General features: G+C 37.7%; 17 protein-coding genes. All 17 read left to right on the forward strand.

The features are described from left to right. Window positions 1–53: 53 nt before the first annotated feature. The 17 genes from MHB51_RS14890 (at window position 54) to MHB51_RS14970 (ending at window position 19,662) form a co-directional block, all read left to right on the forward strand. Window positions 54–1,784: an adenine deaminase C-terminal domain-containing protein gene (locus MHB51_RS14890; RefSeq protein ID WP_342558479.1), complete on the forward strand. Its 1,731-nt coding sequence runs from the start codon at window positions 54–56 to the stop codon at window positions 1,782–1,784. A 14-nt stretch (window positions 1,785–1,798) separates the two neighbouring features. After that, window positions 1,799–2,869, forward strand: a complete 1,071-nt coding sequence (locus MHB51_RS14895) for a DUF3048 domain-containing protein (protein WP_066164571.1) — start codon at window positions 1,799–1,801, stop codon at window positions 2,867–2,869. 18 nt (window positions 2,870–2,887) lie between these two features. After that, the gene (locus MHB51_RS14900) at window positions 2,888–3,202 is read left to right on the forward strand and encodes a YerC/YecD family TrpR-related protein (RefSeq protein WP_342558480.1); all 315 of its coding nucleotides are present in this window, start codon (window positions 2,888–2,890) and stop codon (window positions 3,200–3,202) included. A 207-nt stretch (window positions 3,203–3,409) separates the two neighbouring features. Next, on the forward strand, window positions 3,410–3,562 hold the full coding sequence (locus MHB51_RS14905; RefSeq protein WP_342558481.1) for a hypothetical protein: 153 nt from the start codon (window positions 3,410–3,412) through the stop codon (window positions 3,560–3,562). A gap of 307 nt (window positions 3,563–3,869) precedes the next feature. Further along, entirely contained in the window at window positions 3,870–4,562 is a 693-nt protein-coding gene (locus MHB51_RS14910) for a heptaprenylglyceryl phosphate synthase (protein WP_107943591.1), read from the forward strand. 32 nt (window positions 4,563–4,594) lie between these two features. Then, window positions 4,595–6,841, forward strand: a complete 2,247-nt coding sequence (pcrA, locus tag MHB51_RS14915) for a DNA helicase PcrA (RefSeq protein ID WP_342558482.1) — start codon at window positions 4,595–4,597, stop codon at window positions 6,839–6,841. An 11-nt stretch (window positions 6,842–6,852) separates the two neighbouring features. Next, window positions 6,853–8,850: an NAD-dependent DNA ligase LigA gene (ligA, locus tag MHB51_RS14920; RefSeq protein ID WP_107943593.1), complete on the forward strand. Its 1,998-nt coding sequence runs from the start codon at window positions 6,853–6,855 to the stop codon at window positions 8,848–8,850. Between the two features lie 16 nt (window positions 8,851–8,866). After that, window positions 8,867–10,039: a CamS family sex pheromone protein gene (locus MHB51_RS14925; protein ID WP_342558483.1), complete on the forward strand. Its 1,173-nt coding sequence runs from the start codon at window positions 8,867–8,869 to the stop codon at window positions 10,037–10,039. A gap of 68 nt (window positions 10,040–10,107) precedes the next feature. Further along, window positions 10,108–10,398, forward strand: coding sequence for an Asp-tRNA(Asn)/Glu-tRNA(Gln) amidotransferase subunit GatC (gatC, locus tag MHB51_RS14930; RefSeq protein WP_066164584.1), 291 nt, complete (start codon window positions 10,108–10,110; stop codon window positions 10,396–10,398). Window positions 10,399–10,437: 39 nt separating this feature from the next. After that, window positions 10,438–11,901 (forward strand): Asp-tRNA(Asn)/Glu-tRNA(Gln) amidotransferase subunit GatA, encoded by a 1,464-nt coding sequence (gene gatA / locus MHB51_RS14935; protein ID WP_066164588.1) that lies wholly within the window; start codon window positions 10,438–10,440, stop codon window positions 11,899–11,901. A gap of 1 nt (window position 11,902) precedes the next feature. Then, on the forward strand, window positions 11,903–13,330 hold the full coding sequence (gene gatB, locus MHB51_RS14940; protein WP_066164590.1) for an Asp-tRNA(Asn)/Glu-tRNA(Gln) amidotransferase subunit GatB: 1,428 nt from the start codon (window positions 11,903–11,905) through the stop codon (window positions 13,328–13,330). Between the two features lie 296 nt (window positions 13,331–13,626). Continuing rightward, window positions 13,627–14,289 (forward strand): histidine kinase, encoded by a 663-nt coding sequence (locus MHB51_RS14945; RefSeq protein WP_161956446.1) that lies wholly within the window; start codon window positions 13,627–13,629, stop codon window positions 14,287–14,289. Between the two features lie 12 nt (window positions 14,290–14,301). Continuing rightward, on the forward strand, window positions 14,302–15,009 hold the full coding sequence (locus MHB51_RS14950) for a helix-turn-helix domain-containing protein (protein WP_342558484.1): 708 nt from the start codon (window positions 14,302–14,304) through the stop codon (window positions 15,007–15,009). Between the two features lie 2 nt (window positions 15,010–15,011). Further along, window positions 15,012–15,980, forward strand: coding sequence for a hypothetical protein (locus tag MHB51_RS14955; protein ID WP_342558485.1), 969 nt, complete (start codon window positions 15,012–15,014; stop codon window positions 15,978–15,980). Window positions 15,981–16,068: 88 nt separating this feature from the next. Continuing rightward, window positions 16,069–17,664: an ABC transporter substrate-binding protein gene (locus MHB51_RS14960; protein ID WP_342558486.1), complete on the forward strand. Its 1,596-nt coding sequence runs from the start codon at window positions 16,069–16,071 to the stop codon at window positions 17,662–17,664. A 148-nt stretch (window positions 17,665–17,812) separates the two neighbouring features. Further along, entirely contained in the window at window positions 17,813–18,760 is a 948-nt protein-coding gene (locus MHB51_RS14965; RefSeq protein WP_066164606.1) for an ABC transporter permease, read from the forward strand. A gap of 11 nt (window positions 18,761–18,771) precedes the next feature. Continuing rightward, window positions 18,772–19,662, forward strand: a complete 891-nt coding sequence (locus MHB51_RS14970; protein WP_066164608.1) for an ABC transporter permease — start codon at window positions 18,772–18,774, stop codon at window positions 19,660–19,662. Window positions 19,663–19,674 lie beyond the last annotated feature (12 nt).

Genomic DNA, 19,674 nt, shown 5'->3' on the forward strand with positions numbered 1-19,674 from the left:
AGTATGCTTCGTTTTCTATAGAAAATGTATCAGAAAAAAGGGGGCGTTTTGCCATGCCGGAAACTAATTGGAAAATTAAAAATATTCGAGAGCAAGTTGCTGTTATTGATGGCAAGGTTGCACCGACGATAGTATTAAAAAATGCGCGCTATTTGCATAGTATATTTAAAAAATGGGTGGAAGGTAATATTTGGATTTTAAATGACCGTATTGTCTATGTGGGAGAACGCATGCCAGTACTTGTAGAAGGAACAGAGATTATCGATGTAGCAGGAAAAACAATTGTACCCGGCTATATTGAGCCACATGTACATCCATTTCAACTATATAATCCACAATCTTTTGCTGATTTTGCCGCACAAACAGGCACGACGGCATTTATCTCGGATAATATGACGTTCGCCGCTTTAATGGACAACAAGAAAGCGTTTTCATTATTGAATCAATTGCGACAATTGCCGTTTTCATTTTATTGGTGGGCACGTTTTGATTCACAAACTGAAACAGAGCTTGAGGGGGAAATGTATTCGACAGCCTCTGTCTTGGAATGGCTAGACCAAGATTCTGTCTTACTTGGTGGGGAATTAACTGCTTGGCCAAAGTTACTGCGTGGTGATGACCAAATGCTACATTGGATTCAAGTGGCAAAGTTAAAAGGAAAGAAAATTGAGGGTCATTTTCCTGGAGCATCTGAAAGAACATTGGTACGTATGAAGCTGTTAGGAGCAGATGGTGACCATGAGGCAATGACGATTGAGGAAGTAGAAAGTCGTCTATTACATGGCTATGCTGTGACACTTCGCCATTCTTCAATTCGACCTGATTTACCGCAATTACTGAAGGATGCTGTTGCTAAGCAATTAAATGTATTTGATCATCTAATGATGACGACAGACGGTTCAACGCCAAGCTTTTATCAGGACGGAATTATGGATAAATGTATTCGAGAGGCACTGGAGGCAGGTGTAGCACCAATTGATGCATATAATATGGCAACGTATAATATCGCACGCTATTATAATATGTCAGGGTTACATGGCTTAGTTGCTACAGGTCGCTATGCATCACTTAATATTTTACAAGACGAATTTTCACCTACACCAGAGGCGGTGCTTTCAAAAGGAGTGTGGCTGAAGCGTGACAACCGTAAAGTATTGTCATTGCCAACGATTGATTGGTCTGCATTTGGTGAATTAAATATGGATTTTGACTTATGTGATGAAGATTTTCAGTTTTCGATGCCAGTCGGAATTGAAATGGTTAACGATGTTATCACAAAGCCATATAGCATTCCGCACCTCAATCACAATGCGGTGTTAGATTCGGCAAATGATGAAAGTTATTTAATGCTTATAGACCGCCAAGGAAAATGGCGCATTAACACAATGATTAAAGGTTTTGCATCAAGTGTACAAGGCTTTGCATCATCGTATTCTACGACAGGTGATATTATTTTAATAGGAAAGAGCATTGAAGAAATGAAGTTTGCCTTTAAGAAATTAAAGGAGCAAAATGGTGGAATTTTATTAACAGAGAATAAAAATATTATTGCATCAATTGACTTAGCGATTTCTGGCAGTCTATATAATGGGGATGTTGAAACGTTAATTGCTAAAGAAGTAGCGTTAAAGGAAGCCCTTAGTGAACGTGGCTATCATCATACGGATGCAATTTATACATTGCTATTTTTACAGTCAACACATTTACCATATATTCGTATTACACGTAAAGGGCTGTTTGATGTGTTAAAAAATCGAGTGCTACTTTCAGCAGTTATGCGTTAATAAGGAGAAAAATAATGGATATAAAATTAAAGCTACTTGCAAGCTTATGTGCAGTTTTCTTAATAGCAGGCTGCGGTAATAAAGCGGAAGAAAAAGAGCCAGAAGAAGTTATTGGTGAGGTAGAGGCTGAAGAAACAGATACGGAAGAGGAATCAACAGAGGAAGTTGCTGAGCTTCCTTTCAAAACGCCATTTACAGGTGAGGGTGTTGCGGAGGAGATAGAGCAACGCCCGATTTTAGCAACAATTAATAATCATCCCGCCGCTAGACCACAATCGGGCTTAGCGTCGGCCGATGTTGTTTATGAGATGTTGGCTGAGGGAGATGTTACTCGCTTTTTAGCACTTTACCAATCGACAATACCAGAGCAAATCGGACCTATTCGAAGCGCCCGCTCTTATTTTATTGATATTGCAAAAGGTTTAGACGCATTTTATATAGCGCATGGTTATAGCCCTGAGGCTAAATCAATGCTAGCAAATGGTGTTGTTTCAAATATTAATGGAATGCATTATGATGGTACATATTTCAAGCGTTCATCTAATCGTCAAGCACCCCATAATTCCTATATTTCTGGTGAAAATGTATTAGCAGGAGCAGAAAAGGTTGGCGCTTCAATGATTTACAGTAAAAAAGTGTTTTATCCTTTTTATCGTGATGAAGATAATGTTAAAATAGGTGTTAGAGCAAATGAAGCGATGGTTCGTTATAGCCAAAATAGCTCTTTCAATAGCACATATGTGTATGATCAGGAAACGGGGCAGTATAAAAGATTTTCCGCTAATACTGTTACGACAGATTATTTAACAGGTGAAGAGATTCAGCTATCAAATATACTATTTTTTGAAATGCCGCATCGCGTAATTGACAGTGTTGGTCGTCGTGATATTGATATATCGGCAGGAGGAAATGCGTATATTTTCCAAAATGGTATGATGCGAGAAATCAAGTGGAAAAATAGTGACGGATTTTTAGTGCCACTAGAGGAAGATGGTAGTGAAGTTAAATTAGTGCAAGGGAAATCCTGGATTCACTTTGTTCCAACAACGCCGGGACTAGCATCTGCTGTAACGTATTCGGAATAAAGAGAGGGGGATAAATAGATGCAAATCGAAAAAATTCGTGGACATCAAACAGATCAGTTGTTAAAAGCTGTATTAGAGCTAAAAGATATTGAGGAATGTTATAAATTTTTCGATGACTTATGCACAATTAGTGAAATTCAATCCTTAGCGCAACGCTTTGAGGTAGCGCATTTACTAAGATTGAAAAAGACATATGAAACAATCAAGAAAGAAACGGGTGCTTCTACCGCTACAATTTCACGTGTGCGCCGATGTTTTGATTATGGTAACGATATGTATGATGAAATGTTAGGTCGTCTTTACCCTGATGAAAAACCATTTACACATAAATAAAATGCCATTTGCATCTGCGTACTAAATTGGTGTGCTATTTAAAGTTGAAGAGGCCTTTCAAGGTAAATCGCCTCTTTTTTATTATTAACATCTTTCTGCAACGTTTACTACGACGAATAACCGCAGGAGCACATGTTTTTTGTACCGAAAGCAAGGCGACAGGTATAGGTACAAAAGCCTCTCGTCTCTATAGGTGGCGAGATAGGATTGATTCCAGTAGGTGTCACAGATTTTGAAGGGCGAGGTCTGCATGACGCAGGTCGATTAACCGTTGTCACAGGACGTGACGGTTTTAGGTTAACTTCCACCCAACAACTTGAAAAAATCTGGTCACAATTACGCCAAGGCGTAATTGATTAAAAGAGGTGTTGAAAAAGCAGGTAGGCGATTGCTTTTTCAAAACACCTTTTTTGTTATTTATCCCGCATTAACGGGCAGTAAGCCTCACGCTCCAAGACTTAAGTAAAATCTGGCAAGAGGATAAGCGGGAGACCAACTGCCCGTAAAAGCCCAAATGGTTCAGCTAACAATCAGTGGAGAAAAGAATCCACTGATTGAAGCTTCACTTTATCGAGAGTTAAAAAACAGATTAACGTCAGCCGAGGCGCAATTGACCTAATTGCGTTATACTTGTATCGATGAACTTTTAGAGAAAGGATGACATACTGTGGAACATAAAACATGGAGACATGTGTTTAAATTAGACCCAGCAAAATATATTTCTGATGAAGACTTAGAAAAAATATGTGAATCAGGTACAGATGTAATTTTAGTTGGTGGTACGGACGATGTAACATTAGACAGTGTGCTTGATTTATTAGTACGTGTACGTAGGTTTACTGTACCAATCGCACTTGAAATTTCGAATATTGAATCAGTTACACCAGGCTACGATTATTATTTTATTCCATCTGTTTTAAATAGTACAAATACTAAATGGGTAAAGGACTTACACCATGCTGCAATAAAGGAATATGGCGATATTATGGTTTGGGAAGAGCTTGTTGCTGAAGGGTACTGCGTGCTTAACCCAGATTGTAAAGTAGCATATGCAACAGAGGCGCAAACAGATTTGTCAATAGAGGATGTAGTTGCTTATGCACGTATGGCAGAAAATTATTTTAAGCTGCCAATTTTTTATTTAGAGTATAGCGGCATATATGGCGATGTCGAATTTGTGAAGGCAGCTAAAAATGTATTGACAAATACATCTTTATTTTATGGTGGCGGTATTACAACGGCAGAGCAAGCTGCTGAAATGGCTGCGATTGCGAATACGGTCGTTGTAGGCAATATAATTTATGATGATTTACAGGCAGCATTGAAAACGGTTGATGCTGTAAAAAGTGTTATGATATAATGAGAACAAACGTTCTGTGAGGTGGTGCAATAATGGAGCAAATTACAAAGAATTTGCTTGCTGGTATGAATCCGCAGCAGCAAGAGGCGGTAAAAAATACAGAGGGACCTCTGCTTATTATGGCAGGGGCAGGTTCAGGGAAAACACGTGTGTTAACGCATCGAATTGCCTATTTAGTAGTAGAGAAGGAAGTATACCCCTCAAAGATTTTAGCAATCACGTTCACAAATAAGGCTGCGCGCGAGATGCGCGAACGTATTGATAATCTACTTGGAAACGGTACTGGGGAGCGCATGTGGGTATCTACCTTTCACTCGATGTGTGTAAGAATATTGCGTCGTAATATAGATAAACTAGGCTATTCAAAAAGCTTTTCAATTTTAGATAGTGCAGACCAGTTAACAGTTGTAAAAAATGTTCTTAAAGAGCTTAATATAGACCCTAAGCAATACGATCCGCGCGCGGTATTAAATGCGATTAGCTCAGCGAAAAATGCTTGTATTACAGCAAGCGAATTTCAGGCAAATATGAATCCTCATAATCCTTTTGAAAAGGTCGCTGCGAAAGTATATGAGGGCTATGAAAAAAAATTGCGCATTAATCAATCACTTGACTTTGACGATTTGATTATGACGACAATTAAGCTCTTTGAAAGCGTACCAGAAGTATTAGAGTTTTATCAAAATAAATTTCAATATATACATGTGGATGAATATCAAGATACCAATAATTCCCAATACAAGTTAGTTCAACTGTTAGCAAAAAAATTCCGCAATATTTGTGTTGTTGGTGATTCAGACCAATCTATTTATCGTTGGCGCGGTGCGGATATTACAAATATTTTGTCGTTCGAGAAGGATTATCCTGATGCAAAGGTTATCATGCTTGAGCAAAATTACCGTTCAACGAAGCGCATTTTACAGGCGGCGAATGAAGTAATTGAAAACAATGAAAGCCGCTATAAAAAAACGTTGCGTACAGACAATGATGAGGGCGATAAAATTGTCGTGTACAAGGCATATAATGAAACGGATGAAGCACAATATGTTGTACAAACAATTCAGCAGCTTATTCGGAAGGAAAATCGCAGGCTAGATGATTTTGCTGTCTTATATCGAACGAATGCACAATCGCGTGCAATGGAAGATGTGCTGAAAAAATCGAGCATGAACTATCAAATTGTTGGCGGTACAAAATATTATGATCGTAAGGAAATTAAAGATTTGCTTGCCTATTTAAGATTAATTGCCAATAACGATGATGATATTTCACTTGCACGTATAATTAATGAGCCGAAACGGAATATAGGAGCTACCTCATTTGAAAAAATGGCATTTTATGCATTGGAGCAAGAGCGCTCTATTTTTAATGCAATGCAGGAGCTTGTATTTATGGGCTTAACAGGGCGAGCAGCAGCATCAGCCGAAAAATTTTATGAGATGATTCGAGATTTAACGAATAAGCAAGAAACACTTACAGTAACAGAACTTGTGGAGGAAGTAATTGAACGCTCTGGCTATCGACAAATGTTACAAGGTGAAAAAACGATTGAAGCGCAAAGTCGTTTGGAAAATATAGAGGAGTTTTTAACTGTTACAAAGGCATTTGAGGAGCGTAGTGAGGATAAATCGCTCATTGCTTTTTTAACGGATTTAGCACTTATTGCAGACATTGATTCATTAGATGAAGAAGAAAAGGCAAAAGGCACGATTATTTTAATGACGATGCATGCAGCGAAAGGATTGGAATTCCCTGTTGTCTTCATTATCGGGATGGAGGAAAATATTTTCCCTCATTCTCGAGCATTAGAAAATGCAGAAGAGATGGAGGAAGAGCGTCGCCTCGCTTATGTCGGCATTACAAGAGCGGAAGAAAAGCTGTACCTAACAAGCGCTAGCTCACGTACAATTTTCGGACGCTCTAGCTATAACCCTTCCTCTCGCTTTATCAATGAAATTTCAGAGGGGATATTAGAGCATACTAGTAAATCGGGAGGCTATACACAGACAGATGATTTGCCATTCCGCGCAAATCGTTATGACCGAGCACCGCAATACTCGGCTGCTCAAAAAAGGACCTCACGTATTACTCATCAGCAGGCGACTGGTGGTGACCAGCATGGCTGGAAGGCTGGAGATAAGGCGGTTCACGGTAAATGGGGGACAGGAACAGTAGTGAGTGTAAAAGGGACAGGAGAAAATACCGAGCTCGATATTGCCTTCCCACAAATAGGGATTAAACGATTGCTCGCCAAATTTGCCCCTATTACGAAAGCGTAGGAGGAAACAAGATGATGGATATTGAAAAACGAATTGCTGAGTTAAATACATTATTACATGATTATAATTATGCTTATCATGTGTTAGATAAGCCGGCTGTACCTGATGCTGTCTATGACCAGCTTTTACATGAGCTGATTGCATTAGAGGAAGCAAACCCTTCTCTTATATATCCTGATTCTCCTACACAACGAGTTGGGGGAACTGTGCTTGAGGGCTTTAAAAAAGTGACGCATAATTACCCGATGCTTAGTCTTTCAAATGCTTTTAATGAAGACGGGTTACGCGATTTTGACCGCAAAGTAAGACAAGCGATTGGAGAGCATTTTTCTTATATTTGTGAATTAAAAATAGATGGCTTAGCGATTGCTCTACGCTACGAAAATGGTGTTTTTGTGCAAGGAGCGACACGCGGAGACGGCACAGTTGGTGAAGATATTACAGCAAATTTAAAAACAATTCGCGCCATCCCACTTCGTTTAAAGGAGCCTGTAACAATTGAAGTGCGTGGAGAGGCATATATGCCGAAAAAATCCTTTGACGCTTTAAATAGGGCACGGGCAGAGAGAGGCGAGGAGCTATTTGCTAATCCAAGAAATGCAGCAGCAGGCTCTTTACGTCAGCTCGACCCCAAAATTGCAGCGAGTCGTCAATTGTCTACGTTTATTTATTCAGTTGGTGGTGACGGTGAAGTCTACGGCTTAGATAGCCATGGTGAAATGCTTGATTATTTACAGCAATTAGGTTTTCCATCGAACCGAGAGCGTCAAGCGTGTGCAACAATAGAGGAAGTTTTATCGTTTATACAATTATGGACAGAAAAGCGCACTGAACTACCCTATGAAATAGACGGTATAGTTATAAAAGTAAATCGTTTTGCGCAGCAGGATGAGCTAGGCTTTACAGCAAAAAGTCCCCGCTGGGCAATTGCTTATAAATTCCCTGCCGAAGAAGTGGTGACGACACTGCTTGATATTGATTTAACAGTAGGACGTACAGGGGTTATTACGCCTACAGCAATTTTAGAGCCAGTACAAGTGGCTGGCACTACTGTAGGAAGAGCATCGTTGCACAATGAGGATTTAATTCGCGAAAAAGATATACGAATTGGCGATACAGTTATTATTCGGAAGGCAGGCGACATTATACCAGAAGTAGTAGGAGTAATATTAGAGCAACGCCCAGAGCATGCTGTACCTTATGTAATGCCAACAAATTGTATTGCTTGTGATAGTGAGCTTATCCGCATTGAGGGGGAGGTTGCCCTGCGCTGTGTGAATCCGACATGTCCAGCACAAATTGCAGAAGGAATTAAACATTTCGTTTCTCGTAATGCCATGAATGTAGATGGCTTAGGGGAAAAGGTTGTTGAGCAGTTGCTAAGGGAAGGCTATATTCAAAATGTAGCTGACTTATATTTATTACAAATTGATCAGTTAATTGAATTAGAGCGTATGGGGCAAAAATCAGCGAGCAATTTAGTAGAGGCGCTAGAGCGTTCAAAGGAAAATTCTTTAGAGCGTCTACTATTTGGATTAGGAATTCGTCATGTCGGTGAAAAGGCAGCTAAAATTTTAGCTGAGCAATATGAAACAATGGAAGCGCTGGTGGCTGCAACGTCAGAAGAGTTAATGGCGATTCATGAAATTGGTGACAAAATGGCGGATTCTGTTGTAAATTATTTTTCAAATGAGGATGTCCAGCTTCTTATTGCACGCCTAAAAGATGTAGGCGTAAATATGAGCTATAAAGGAAAAAAAGTGCAAATTGAAGCGGGAGCAAACCCATTCGCCGGAAAAACGATTGTTTTAACAGGGAAATTATCGCAATTGACACGAAACGAAGCAAAGGCGAAAATAGAAGAGTTAGGTGGCATTGTCTCAGGAAGTGTAAGTAAAAAAACAGATCTTGTAATCGTAGGGGAAGACGCAGGTTCAAAGCTTGAAAAAGCAGAAAGCCTAGGGATTGAGATTTGGGATGAGCAGCGTCTAATCGAACAATTTCAATAGTAAAGGAGCTTGACTGATGACTCGATTTCGCTGGGTATCGGCGCTCGGAGTAGCAATTATATTAGCTGGCTGTACACCTTCCTTCAAGCAGAATACGGAAGTTTTACAGCAAACAGAGGATGCAGAAGAAGTAGAAACAGCACATATTACAAGTAGACAATTAAGTGAAAACTATTATAGAACGCTTACACCTTATAAGGAAAGTGCGAGCCGTGGCTTAATTGTTTCAAATGTTTACACAAAGTATGATATTAAAGAAGTTGAAAATGGCTTAATGCGTATTTCACAAAATGTTTTTGATACGGAAAAGTACTTTTTTCAAGAAGGGCAAAACTTATCTGCAAATACAGTAAGCTATTGGCTGGCACGCGAAAATCAAACGACGAATCAGCGTGAGGACTTACAGGGGTTGAATCCTTCTAGTTTAGATGCGAATGGAAAGGAGCTTGAACCAACTATTAAAGCGGTGGAAGCACCTGTATATTTATCGCATATTGTAGAGCAAAACTACTTAACAATGACAGATGATAATAAAGTAGGACTTGGCGGTATATCAATTGGACTTGCACTTAATTCGATTTACTACTACCAAAAAGAGCAGTACGGAGAATATTATGAGGAGCCAATTCCTAATGAAAAGCTGGAAAAAGCTGCAATAGAAATTGCGGAAAAGGTCGTATCTCGATTAAGAGCACGCGCAGAATTGGCAGATGTACCGATTGTCATTGGTTTATTTAAGCAACAGCCACGCAATTCAATTGTACCGGGCACATATTTTGCTTATAGCGTTGTGGATAGCGGAAAAAACGCTTTAGGTGAATGGCAAAAAATTAATGAGGCATATGTTACATTTCCGATGAGTTCACCTCCTGATATTTATCGTGATATGAATACAAGCTTCCAAAAATTTAAGCAGGATATTGATAAATATTTCTCGAACTTTACAAGCGTTATTGGGACAGGCTTTTATCAGAATAATCAGCTTCAAAATTTAGAAGTTGAAATTCCAATACAATTTTATGGAACAACTGAAATTATTGGGTTCACACAATATTTGACAGATGTTATGTTGAAGCAGTTGCCTAAAGATGTGGCAATAACAGTAAGTGTGACATCCGTAAATGGACCGGAAGTATTAATAAAAAAAGAACGTGACAGCGACACGCCTTTTGTTCATATTTATGAATAAATTGTGATTTTTATAATAAAAAATGTTATGATAACTCTTATGATTAACTTTATTCGGAGGTGTAAAAAATGGCGAAACTAACAAAAGAGGAAGTAAAGCATGTTGCTCATTTAGCACGACTTGCCATTACAGAAGAAGAAGCGGAAAAGTTTGCTGAGCAATTAGGTAAAATCACTGATTTTGCAGAGCAGCTAAACGAATTAGATACAACAAATGTGGAGCCGACGACACATGTTTTACCACTGGTAAACGTAATGCGTGAAGATGTAGCAGGGCAAGGTTTAGCACAGGAAAAAATGATGCTAAATGTTAAAGAACAAGAGGCGGGACAAGTAAAGGTACCGTCCATTTTAGACTAAAGAAAAGCGTGTAAACTAAAATGTAGGAGGACTATATAGATGACGTTATTTGAGCGATCAGCGGGAGAGCTGCAAGAAAGCTTACATAAAGGCGAAGTAACAATCGCTGACCTAACAAATGAAGCATATGCCCGCATTGAAGCATTAGATGGGGATGTACAATCATTTTTAGCATTAAATAAAGAGCAAGCAACTGCACAAGCGGCGGAGTTAGATAAAGTGCCATTTGAAGCACGAGGTCCATTATTCGGTTTACCTATTGGGGTAAAGGATAATATCATAACAGAAGGCTTAGAAACAACATGTGCCTCTAAAATTTTAGAAGGCTTTATTCCAATTTATGATGCGACAGTTGTGAAAAAGCTACGCGAGGCGGGCATGGTAACAGTCGGGAAGTTAAATATGGACGAGTTTGCAATGGGCTCTTCCACTGAAAACTCTTATTACAAGGCGACAAAGAACCCTTGGAATGTTGAGCATGTGCCAGGAGGTTCATCAGGTGCATCTGCGGCAGCGGTTGCAGCAGGAGAGGTTCCTTTCTCACTGGGCTCTGACACAGGTGGCTCGATTCGTCAGCCGGCAGCTTATTGTGGTGTTGTAGGGATGAAACCAACATATGGTCGTGTGTCGCGCTACGGTTTAGTTGCATTTGCATCTTCGCTTGATCAAATTGGTCCTATTACGCGTAACGTACGTGATAATGCATTATTACTTGAGGCAATTTCTGGTGTAGACGAAAATGATTCGACATCAGCCAATGTCCCTGTACCAAATTATGTGTCTGCTTTAAACGGCGACATTAAAGGCTTACGCATCGCTGTACCAAAGGAGTTTTTGGGTGAAGGTGTGGGCGAAGCAGCGCGTAAATCCGTATTGGATGCATTGGAAGTATTAAAGGGCTTAGGTGCAACAGTGGAAGAAGTATCTTTACCACATTCAAAATACGCATTAGCAGCTTACTATATTTTATCATCATCAGAAGCGTCATCGAATCTTTCCCGCTTCGACGGTATCCGCTATGGCTTCCGTGCTGAAGGTGTAAAGAACTTAATGGAGCTATATAAAGAAACGCGTGCACAAGGTTTCGGTGATGAGGTAAAGCGCCGCATTATGCTTGGCACATACTCATTATCGGCAGGCACATACGATGCTTACTATAAAAAGGCGCAACAAGTGCGTACATTAATTAAAGCAGATTACGACAAAGTGTTTGAGAGCTTTGATGTAATTATTGGACCTACAACGCCTACAGCTGCATTTAAAATTGGTGAAAACGTCAATGACCCATTAACGATGTATGCAAATGATATTTTGACAATTCCAATCAACTTAGCAGGTGTACCAGCAATTTCAATACCATGTGGATTCGATAATGACCTGCCATTAGGCTTACAAATTATCGGTAAGCATTTCGATGAAGAAACAATTTATCGTACAGCTTATGCATATGAGCAAGCGACAAATTTTCATAAGAAAACACCTCAAATTTGGGAGGTAAAATAAAATGAACTTTGAAACAATTATTGGTTTAGAAGTACACGTTGAATTAAAAACAGAATCAAAAATTTTCTCAAGCTCACCAAACCATTTCGGTGCGGAACCCAATGCTAATACGTCAGTAATCGACCTAGGTTATCCAGGTGTATTACCTGTCTTAAATAAAAATGTTGTTGATTTTGCAATGCGTGCAGCACTTGCATTAAATATGGAAATCGAGCAGGAAACAAAGTTTGACCGCAAAAACTATTTCTATCCAGATAACCCGAAAGCGTATCAAATTTCACAATTTGATAAGCCAATCGGTAAAAATGGCTGGATTGAAATTGAAGTTGACGGCTATAAAAAACGCATTGGTATTACACGCCTTCATATGGAGGAGGATGCTGGTAAACTAACGCATGCTGATGGCTACTCTTTAGTAGACTTTAACCGTCAAGGAACGCCATTAGTTGAAATCGTTTCTGAGCCAGATATTCGCACACCGAATGAAGCTTACGCTTACTTAGAAAAGCTAAAATCAATTATTCAATATACAGGCGTATCAGATGTCCGTATGGAGGAAGGCTCACTGCGTTGTGATGCAAATATTTCATTACGTCCATACGGTCAAGAGAAATTTGGTACAAAAGCAGAGCTGAAAAACTTAAACTCATTCAACTTTGTGCGTAAAGGCTTAGAGCATGAGGAAGTACGTCAAGCAGAGGTGCTACGTGCTGGTGGAGAAATCGAGCAAGAAACACGCCGCTTTGACGAGAAGACAGGTAAAACAGTTTTAATGCGCGTAAAAGAAGGTGCAGACGATTACCGCTACTTCCCAGAGCCTGACCTAGTGCGCTTATCAATTGATGACGAATGGTTAGAGCGTGTTAAAGCCTCTATTCCAGAGCTGCCAGATGCACGCAAAGCACGCTATGAGTCAGAGCTAGGCTTAACAGCTTATGATGCGGCAGTGCTTGTAATTAACAAGGATATTTCTGATTTCTTTGATGCAACTGTAACAATTGGCGCTGATGCAAAGCTAGCAGCAAACTGGCTAATGGGCGATGTATCTGCGTACTTAAATGCAGAGCAAAAAGAATTAAAGGATACAGCCTTAACGCCAGAAAACTTAGCAGGCATGATTAAGCTTATTTCGGATGGTACAATTTCCTCAAAAATCGCTAAAAAAGTATTTACAGAGCTTGTAACAAACGGCGGTGATGCTGAGAAAATCGTCAAAGAAAAAGGCTTAGTACAAATTTCTGACCCAGCTGTTATTTTAGGCTTCGTAACAGAGGTTTTAGACAATGACCAAAAATCAGTAGAAGACTATAAAGCAGGTAAAGACCGCGCAATTAAAGCGATGTTAGGTCAAATAATGAAAGCATCAAAAGGCCAAGCAAACCCTCAATTAACAAACCAAATTTTATTAGAGGAGCTTGCAAAGCGTTAATCATGAATAAATTAAAAAAGCTATCTCAAAAGTTATAAAAATGACTTTTCGAGGTAGCTTTTTTATTGGAGGGGAGAAATTCCACATTTAAAATACGTTAGTACCGATAAGTTACAAAATAATAAAGGGTTTTTTTAGAGCTTAACAATTTGTAGTTAATAGGTTAGAATATTTGAAATGTATTTGCCTAAGGAAAGTGGGGGAGCGTTATCATTTCATATGAGATTTTTTTCATCATTATTATCAGTAGCATACTAACACCTTTTTTATTTTTAGTAGGCTTCATATTATTTTTATTGAAGGAATCAGAAGTTGAAATTTTGGCTGTAGAAAATAGAAAAATTCGATTAGAGAAAGAGTTGGAAGTGAGTAAATACAATCAGCTAAGCCAGCAAATTCAACCCCATTTTCTATTTAATGTTCTTAATACCTTAATGAGCTTGTTGCGCTTAAAAAAATATGATGAGTTGATTCAATCGATGGAGCAATTCATTATGTTTTTAAAATATAAGTATGAAATAAAGGACCACACACATTTAATTTATAATGAACTAAAACATACACAAAATTACCTGAATATTCAATCTATGCGTTTTGGAAGCCGCCTTCATACAAACATTGAAGTAGATGAAAAACTATTAGGGGAAAGTATTATTCCTTACTTAATTCAAACATTAGTTGAAAATACTTTTAAACATGGTTTTGATGCTGAAATGGAAGTTTGCCAAATAAAGATTTCACTTTATAGGGAGACAGATGATATATGTTTAATAGTTGAGGATAATGGTCGAGGTATTGATACTGAAGTTCAGTATAATACGGGGTTATCCAATATTGAGACAAGATTAAATTTACTTTATGGCAAGCATGCGGAGCTGAAAATATTACCAAGAGCTGTAGGAAGTGGTGTAAAAGTTTTTTGTAGATGGAATCCTTCAAATATGCAAGAGTTAAAGTAAGGAGGAGCGAGCATGAATATATTAATTGTAGATGATGAAGTAATATTTACGGAATATCTATCACAAGTAATAGCGAATTATTTCCCTTTTGCACAATTGCATGTTGTTCATAGTGGTACAGTAGCAATGAAATTAATAAATGATTATAAGTTTGATATAGCTTTACTGGATATATTATTAGGGGGCATGACAGGGCTAGAGTTAGCAGAGAAAATTTTAAAGGAAAGTGCCGAAACGGATATTATTATGATTTCTGCCTTTCAGGATTTTGAATATGCAAGGCAATCGATTCAGCTAAAAGTGAAGGATTATTTAGTAAAGCCGATTATCGAATCAGAGTTAATTAATTTATTAAGCCAATACGTTAATGAGGTTATCCCGCATTCTAAAAATTATCATGCAATTGTAAACGAGGTTATATCTTATGTGCGAAATAATTATAAGCAGGAAATTAAATTGAGTGAACTTGCCCAATCATTATTCGTATCCCCACCTTATTTGAGTAATTTATTTAAAGAGCAAACAGGTACAACTTTATCAGAGTATATTATGAAATATAGAATTGAAAAATCTAAAAAACTGCTGTTAGAAGGTGAAAAAAGCATTGGAGCAATTTCAGAAGAGGTAGGCTTTAATAGCCAAAATTATTATAATCGTGTATTTAAAAAATATGAAAAGATGACACCACAAGACTATAGAAGTCAGATGAAAGGGGAGTAGACATGCATTTATTTGTTATATTAAGTGGTTTTATATTTCCGTTTCTCTTGTTAATATCAACAGACACTGTGCATCAATTAGGCGTGTTAACGGGACCAATCATAGGAGCCGCCTTTATTATCGGTGTATGTATGGCGTACATAGCATCACGTTATTATATTGGAAAAAATTTTTCAAACTTTGCTTATCCTATTGTAATTGCCGAGACAACGATTATTACGACCTATTTATTATTGCTGCTATTAAATGTGCTGGAAATTTTACATATTTTATTATTTAGTGCATTGTTAGTTATTTTTTATTTTTTATATAGACGTTTTCAGCATTCTCTCATCAAAAGGAGAAATTTAATAAGCATCATAGGATTCGCAAATATTTTTATTTTTACTGTTGGTATATCGAACTTCATTTATTTACAAAGGGGGCTCGAAACGGTATATCATAATTTACTGCATTATTTTCCAGCAGTTGTTCATTGGGAGCAGCAAGGTGCAATCACTATCTTTTGTATTGTTCTTGTATATGTTTTTCTAAAAACGATTGCGCTAATTTCAATGTTTGAAAGCAAGTTTTCATTTTCTAATCCGATTATTATAGGCCTAATAGGTTTTTCACTCATTTTAACTTCCTCAACTATGACGTTAGTAGCGATTACGGACAGAATACCTTATGAAACATTTCAGTTTTATATTATCCATTTTTTAAGCAATAAAATTCCTAAGTTTTATTTTATTATTTTTTCTGGCATGCTCATTATTAGTATAATTTCTTCTTTTTTATCTAATTTACTATTAGAGCGTCCAACGATAACTTGGCTTGATAAACAAAAAATTTTTTTATTAATAATTGGTGTAGTAGCTGGTAGTGTAATTTATTATTGTCAATTTAATGGAATTACAATTTTAAGTATTTTTATCGCAATGAATGTCATTTATTATCTTTTAAATTTCAGAATATTCAAATTAAATTAATAAAGTGCAAAATGAGATTAAAAAAGTTCAACTTTTTAGTCTCATTTTTTTATATGATATGTGCAATAAACTAAAGGGGGAGAAATTTGTGAAATTAAATAAACTCATTTTTTTAATCTTTTTAGCTGTTATTTTCGCGGGATGTTCTAACGATGATAAGCAAAGTAGTGATGGAGCGGCAACCAACACAAATAAGGATACACTAGTAATTGGCTTGGAAGCAGAACCTACATCATTTGATGCGCATCAATTATCTGATTATAACTCGTCCAGAGCTGCAATGGAGCTTTATGATCAACTCGTTCGATTTAAAGACGGAAGTACAGAAATAGAGCCGAGTTTGGCTGAAAAATGGAATATTTCTGATGACGGATTAGAGTATGTATTCACATTAAGAAAAGATGTAAAGTTTCATGATGGTACAGACTTTAATGCGGATGCAGTAAAGTTTAGCATTGAACGGCAAATAGATGAAAATCATCCGATGCATCATACAGGTCAATATGCATATGCTGATTTTACATTTGGAATGGTAGAAGAAGTTGAAGTGTTAGGAGAATATGAGGTAAAGATTGTTTTAAATGAGCCATTTGCGCCATTTTTAAGTAATCTAGCAATGCATTCTGCAAGTATTGTTAGTCCAGAAGCTGTTGAAAAATATCAAGAGGATTTCACTAAAAATCCTGTAGGTACAGGTCCATATAAATTTGTTAGCTGGAATCCGGGAGTAGAAGTAATTTTAGAAAAAAACGAGGAGCATTTCAGAGATAAGCCGACAATTTCGAAATTAATTTTCAAGCCAATCTCCGAAGCGCAAACAAGGCTAGCTGAATTGGAATCGGGCAATATCGATTTAATCGTGAATGTGCCACCTGATGATTTAGTACGTCTCGAAGGCAGCGATAAAGTACAAAAAATTGAGGATGCTGGTATGCATGTGTGGTGGACAGCTTTTAATACACAGAAGGAGCCATTTAATAATGTGAAAGTTCGCCAAGCATTTAATTACGCTGTAAACAAGGAGGCTATTGTTGATAGTTTGCTTCAAGGTACAGGTGAGCTTGCCAATAGCCCGGTTCCACCAAATGTTTGGGGGCATAATCCAAATGTGAAAAACTACCCTTATGACCCAGAGAAAGCGAAAGAGTTATTAGTTGAAGCAGGCTACCCTGATGGTTTTGAAGTAAATTACTGGATTCCAGAATCGGGCTCAGGTATGCAACAGCCACAAGTAATGGCTGCTGCAATCCAAGCTGATTTGGCACAAGTTGGGGTGAAGCTAAACATTCAAACATTTGAGTGGGGCACATATTTAGATAAAGTTTTTGTGCCGATAGAAGAAGCGGAAATGGATTTACATCAAATGTCTTGGATTGGTGATAACGGTGACCCTGATAACTTCCTATATATTTTATTAAGTGGAGAGCAATGGCCACTTAAAGGGTTTAATGATTCCTACTATAACAATGATGAAGTAAATCAATTATTGAAAGAGGCTAGGGTTACTTCAGATAAAGCAGAACGAACAAAAATGTATGAAAAAGTACAAGAAATTGTAATGGAAGAAGCACCGTGGTTAGTTTTAGATTATGAAAAACAAATTGTCTTAGCAAATCCAAATTTAGTTGATTTTAAGCTACATCCGACAGGTGTATTCCGATTTAGTAATGCAAAGATTAAATAAAGTTGAATAGAATATAGCTGTCTGAGAGGGGATGTGTTAGCCTTGTTTTCTGCGACCAGTAAACGTAGAAACAAACCTTTCAGACAGCCTCCTTATTACTAAATTTTTTTCGTATAAGGCTGCTTTATTTTAACAAGGAGGCTCTTTAATGGCGAAATATATTTTAAAAAGGATAGTTGGATTAATTCCTGTACTGCTTGGAGTGTCTTTTCTTGTTTTTGCAATTATGTATTTGGCTCCCGGAGACCCAGCAAAAATTATTTTAGGACCAAAAGCAACTGAAGCATCCATTGAAAAATTGAGAGAAGATTTAGGGTTGAATGAACCTTTTTTAAAACAGTATTTTACGTGGATTGGTAATATCTTTTTAGGCGATTGGGGGAGGTCCATTCAACTTAAAATGGATGTGTTTCCTCTAGTGGTTGAGCGCTTTAAAGCAACATTGCTATTGACATTATCAAGTGCCTTTTTAGCAATTGTATCAGGCGTAGTCATAGGTATCATTTCAGCGTATAAAAAGTATACCTTCATTGATCGAACGTTGATGATTATGATTTTAATCGGCTTTTGTTTACCTGTTTTTTGGCTAGGAATACTACTGCAAATTCTTTTCGGGCTTGAGTTGAATTTATTACCAATCTCAGGTATGAATTCTCCAGGGATAGATTCAACAGCAGATTTAATAAAGCATCTTATCTTACCATCAATTGCCCTGTCAGCTGGAGTAGGGGCTGTCATAGCAAGAATGACACGCTCGAGTATGTTAGAAGTATTTGAAAACGACTACATCCGTACTGCACGTTCGAAAGGAATAAAGGAATATCGCGTAATCTTTATGCATGCATTAAAAAATGCTTTCATCCCTGTTATTACAGTAATTGGGATGCAAATCGGCTTTTTATTAGCCGGAGCTGTACTAATAGAAAAAGTGTTTTCATGGCCGGGAATAGGTACTTTGATGATTGATGGTATTTTAGCAAGGGATTTCCCGCTTGTACAAGGCATTATATTATTTGTAGCGACAACATATGTGATTGTTAATTTAATTGTCGATATTTTATATGCCTTAATTGATCCGCGAATTTCGTACAAATAAGGGGGGAGAACATGTCTAATCAACACCATAATGTATATGAACAAGGAGTGCGAGAAAAAGTTGACGGTCCGTGGAAAATTGCTTTTAAAAAGCTAGTAAGGGATAAGACCGCTTTAGTTGGCGGAAGCATCTTAATCATTATTTTATTAACAGTTTATCTATCTCCAATTTTACCCATTCAAGATCCTGATTTAACAAGTGTAGGAAATCGTTTGCAACCTATAGGGGCAGAGAATCATTTGCTAGGTACAGATGAGCTAGGTAGAGATATTTTTAGTAGGGTGTTGCATGGAGGAAAAGTATCCATTAGCATGGGGATATTTGCTGTAGCGATTGCTTTGTTTTTCGGCACAATTTTAGGTTTGATTGCAGGTTATTTTGGCAAGTGGCTAGACTCTACTATTATGCGATTTATAGATATATTAATGGCTTTTCCCTATATTTTATTAGCGATTGCGATTATAGCTACACTCGGACCCGGTCTAATGAATACGATGATTGCCATTAGTATAGTAGGTATACCTTACTATGCTCGCATTGTTAGAAGCAGTACATTACAATTTCGCGAAATGGAATTTGTAATGGCTGAAAAGGCTTTAGGTGCGAATCATTTTCATATTATTTTTCATCATATTTTGCCGAATAGTTTACCCCCATTAATTGTTGCCATAAGCTTAGATGTTGGCTGGATGATTTTGGCTGCTTCAGGTATGAGTTTTTTAGGGCTAGGAGCCCAGCCACCCCAAGCAGAGTGGGGAGTAATGCTTAGCGAAGGGCAAAAGTATATTCGAATGGCACCACATGTAAGCTTAATTCCCGGTGTATGTATTTTTATTGTTGTATTATGCTTCAATTTATTAGGAGATGCGTTGAGAGATGCGCTTGACCCTAAAATAAAATAAGAGGTGAAAAAA

Origin of the sequence: Metasolibacillus sp. FSL K6-0083, from assembly GCF_038630865.1 — a bacterium.
In the GTDB taxonomy this organism is placed as follows: domain Bacteria; phylum Bacillota; class Bacilli; order Bacillales_A; family Planococcaceae; genus Metasolibacillus; species Metasolibacillus fluoroglycofenilyticus.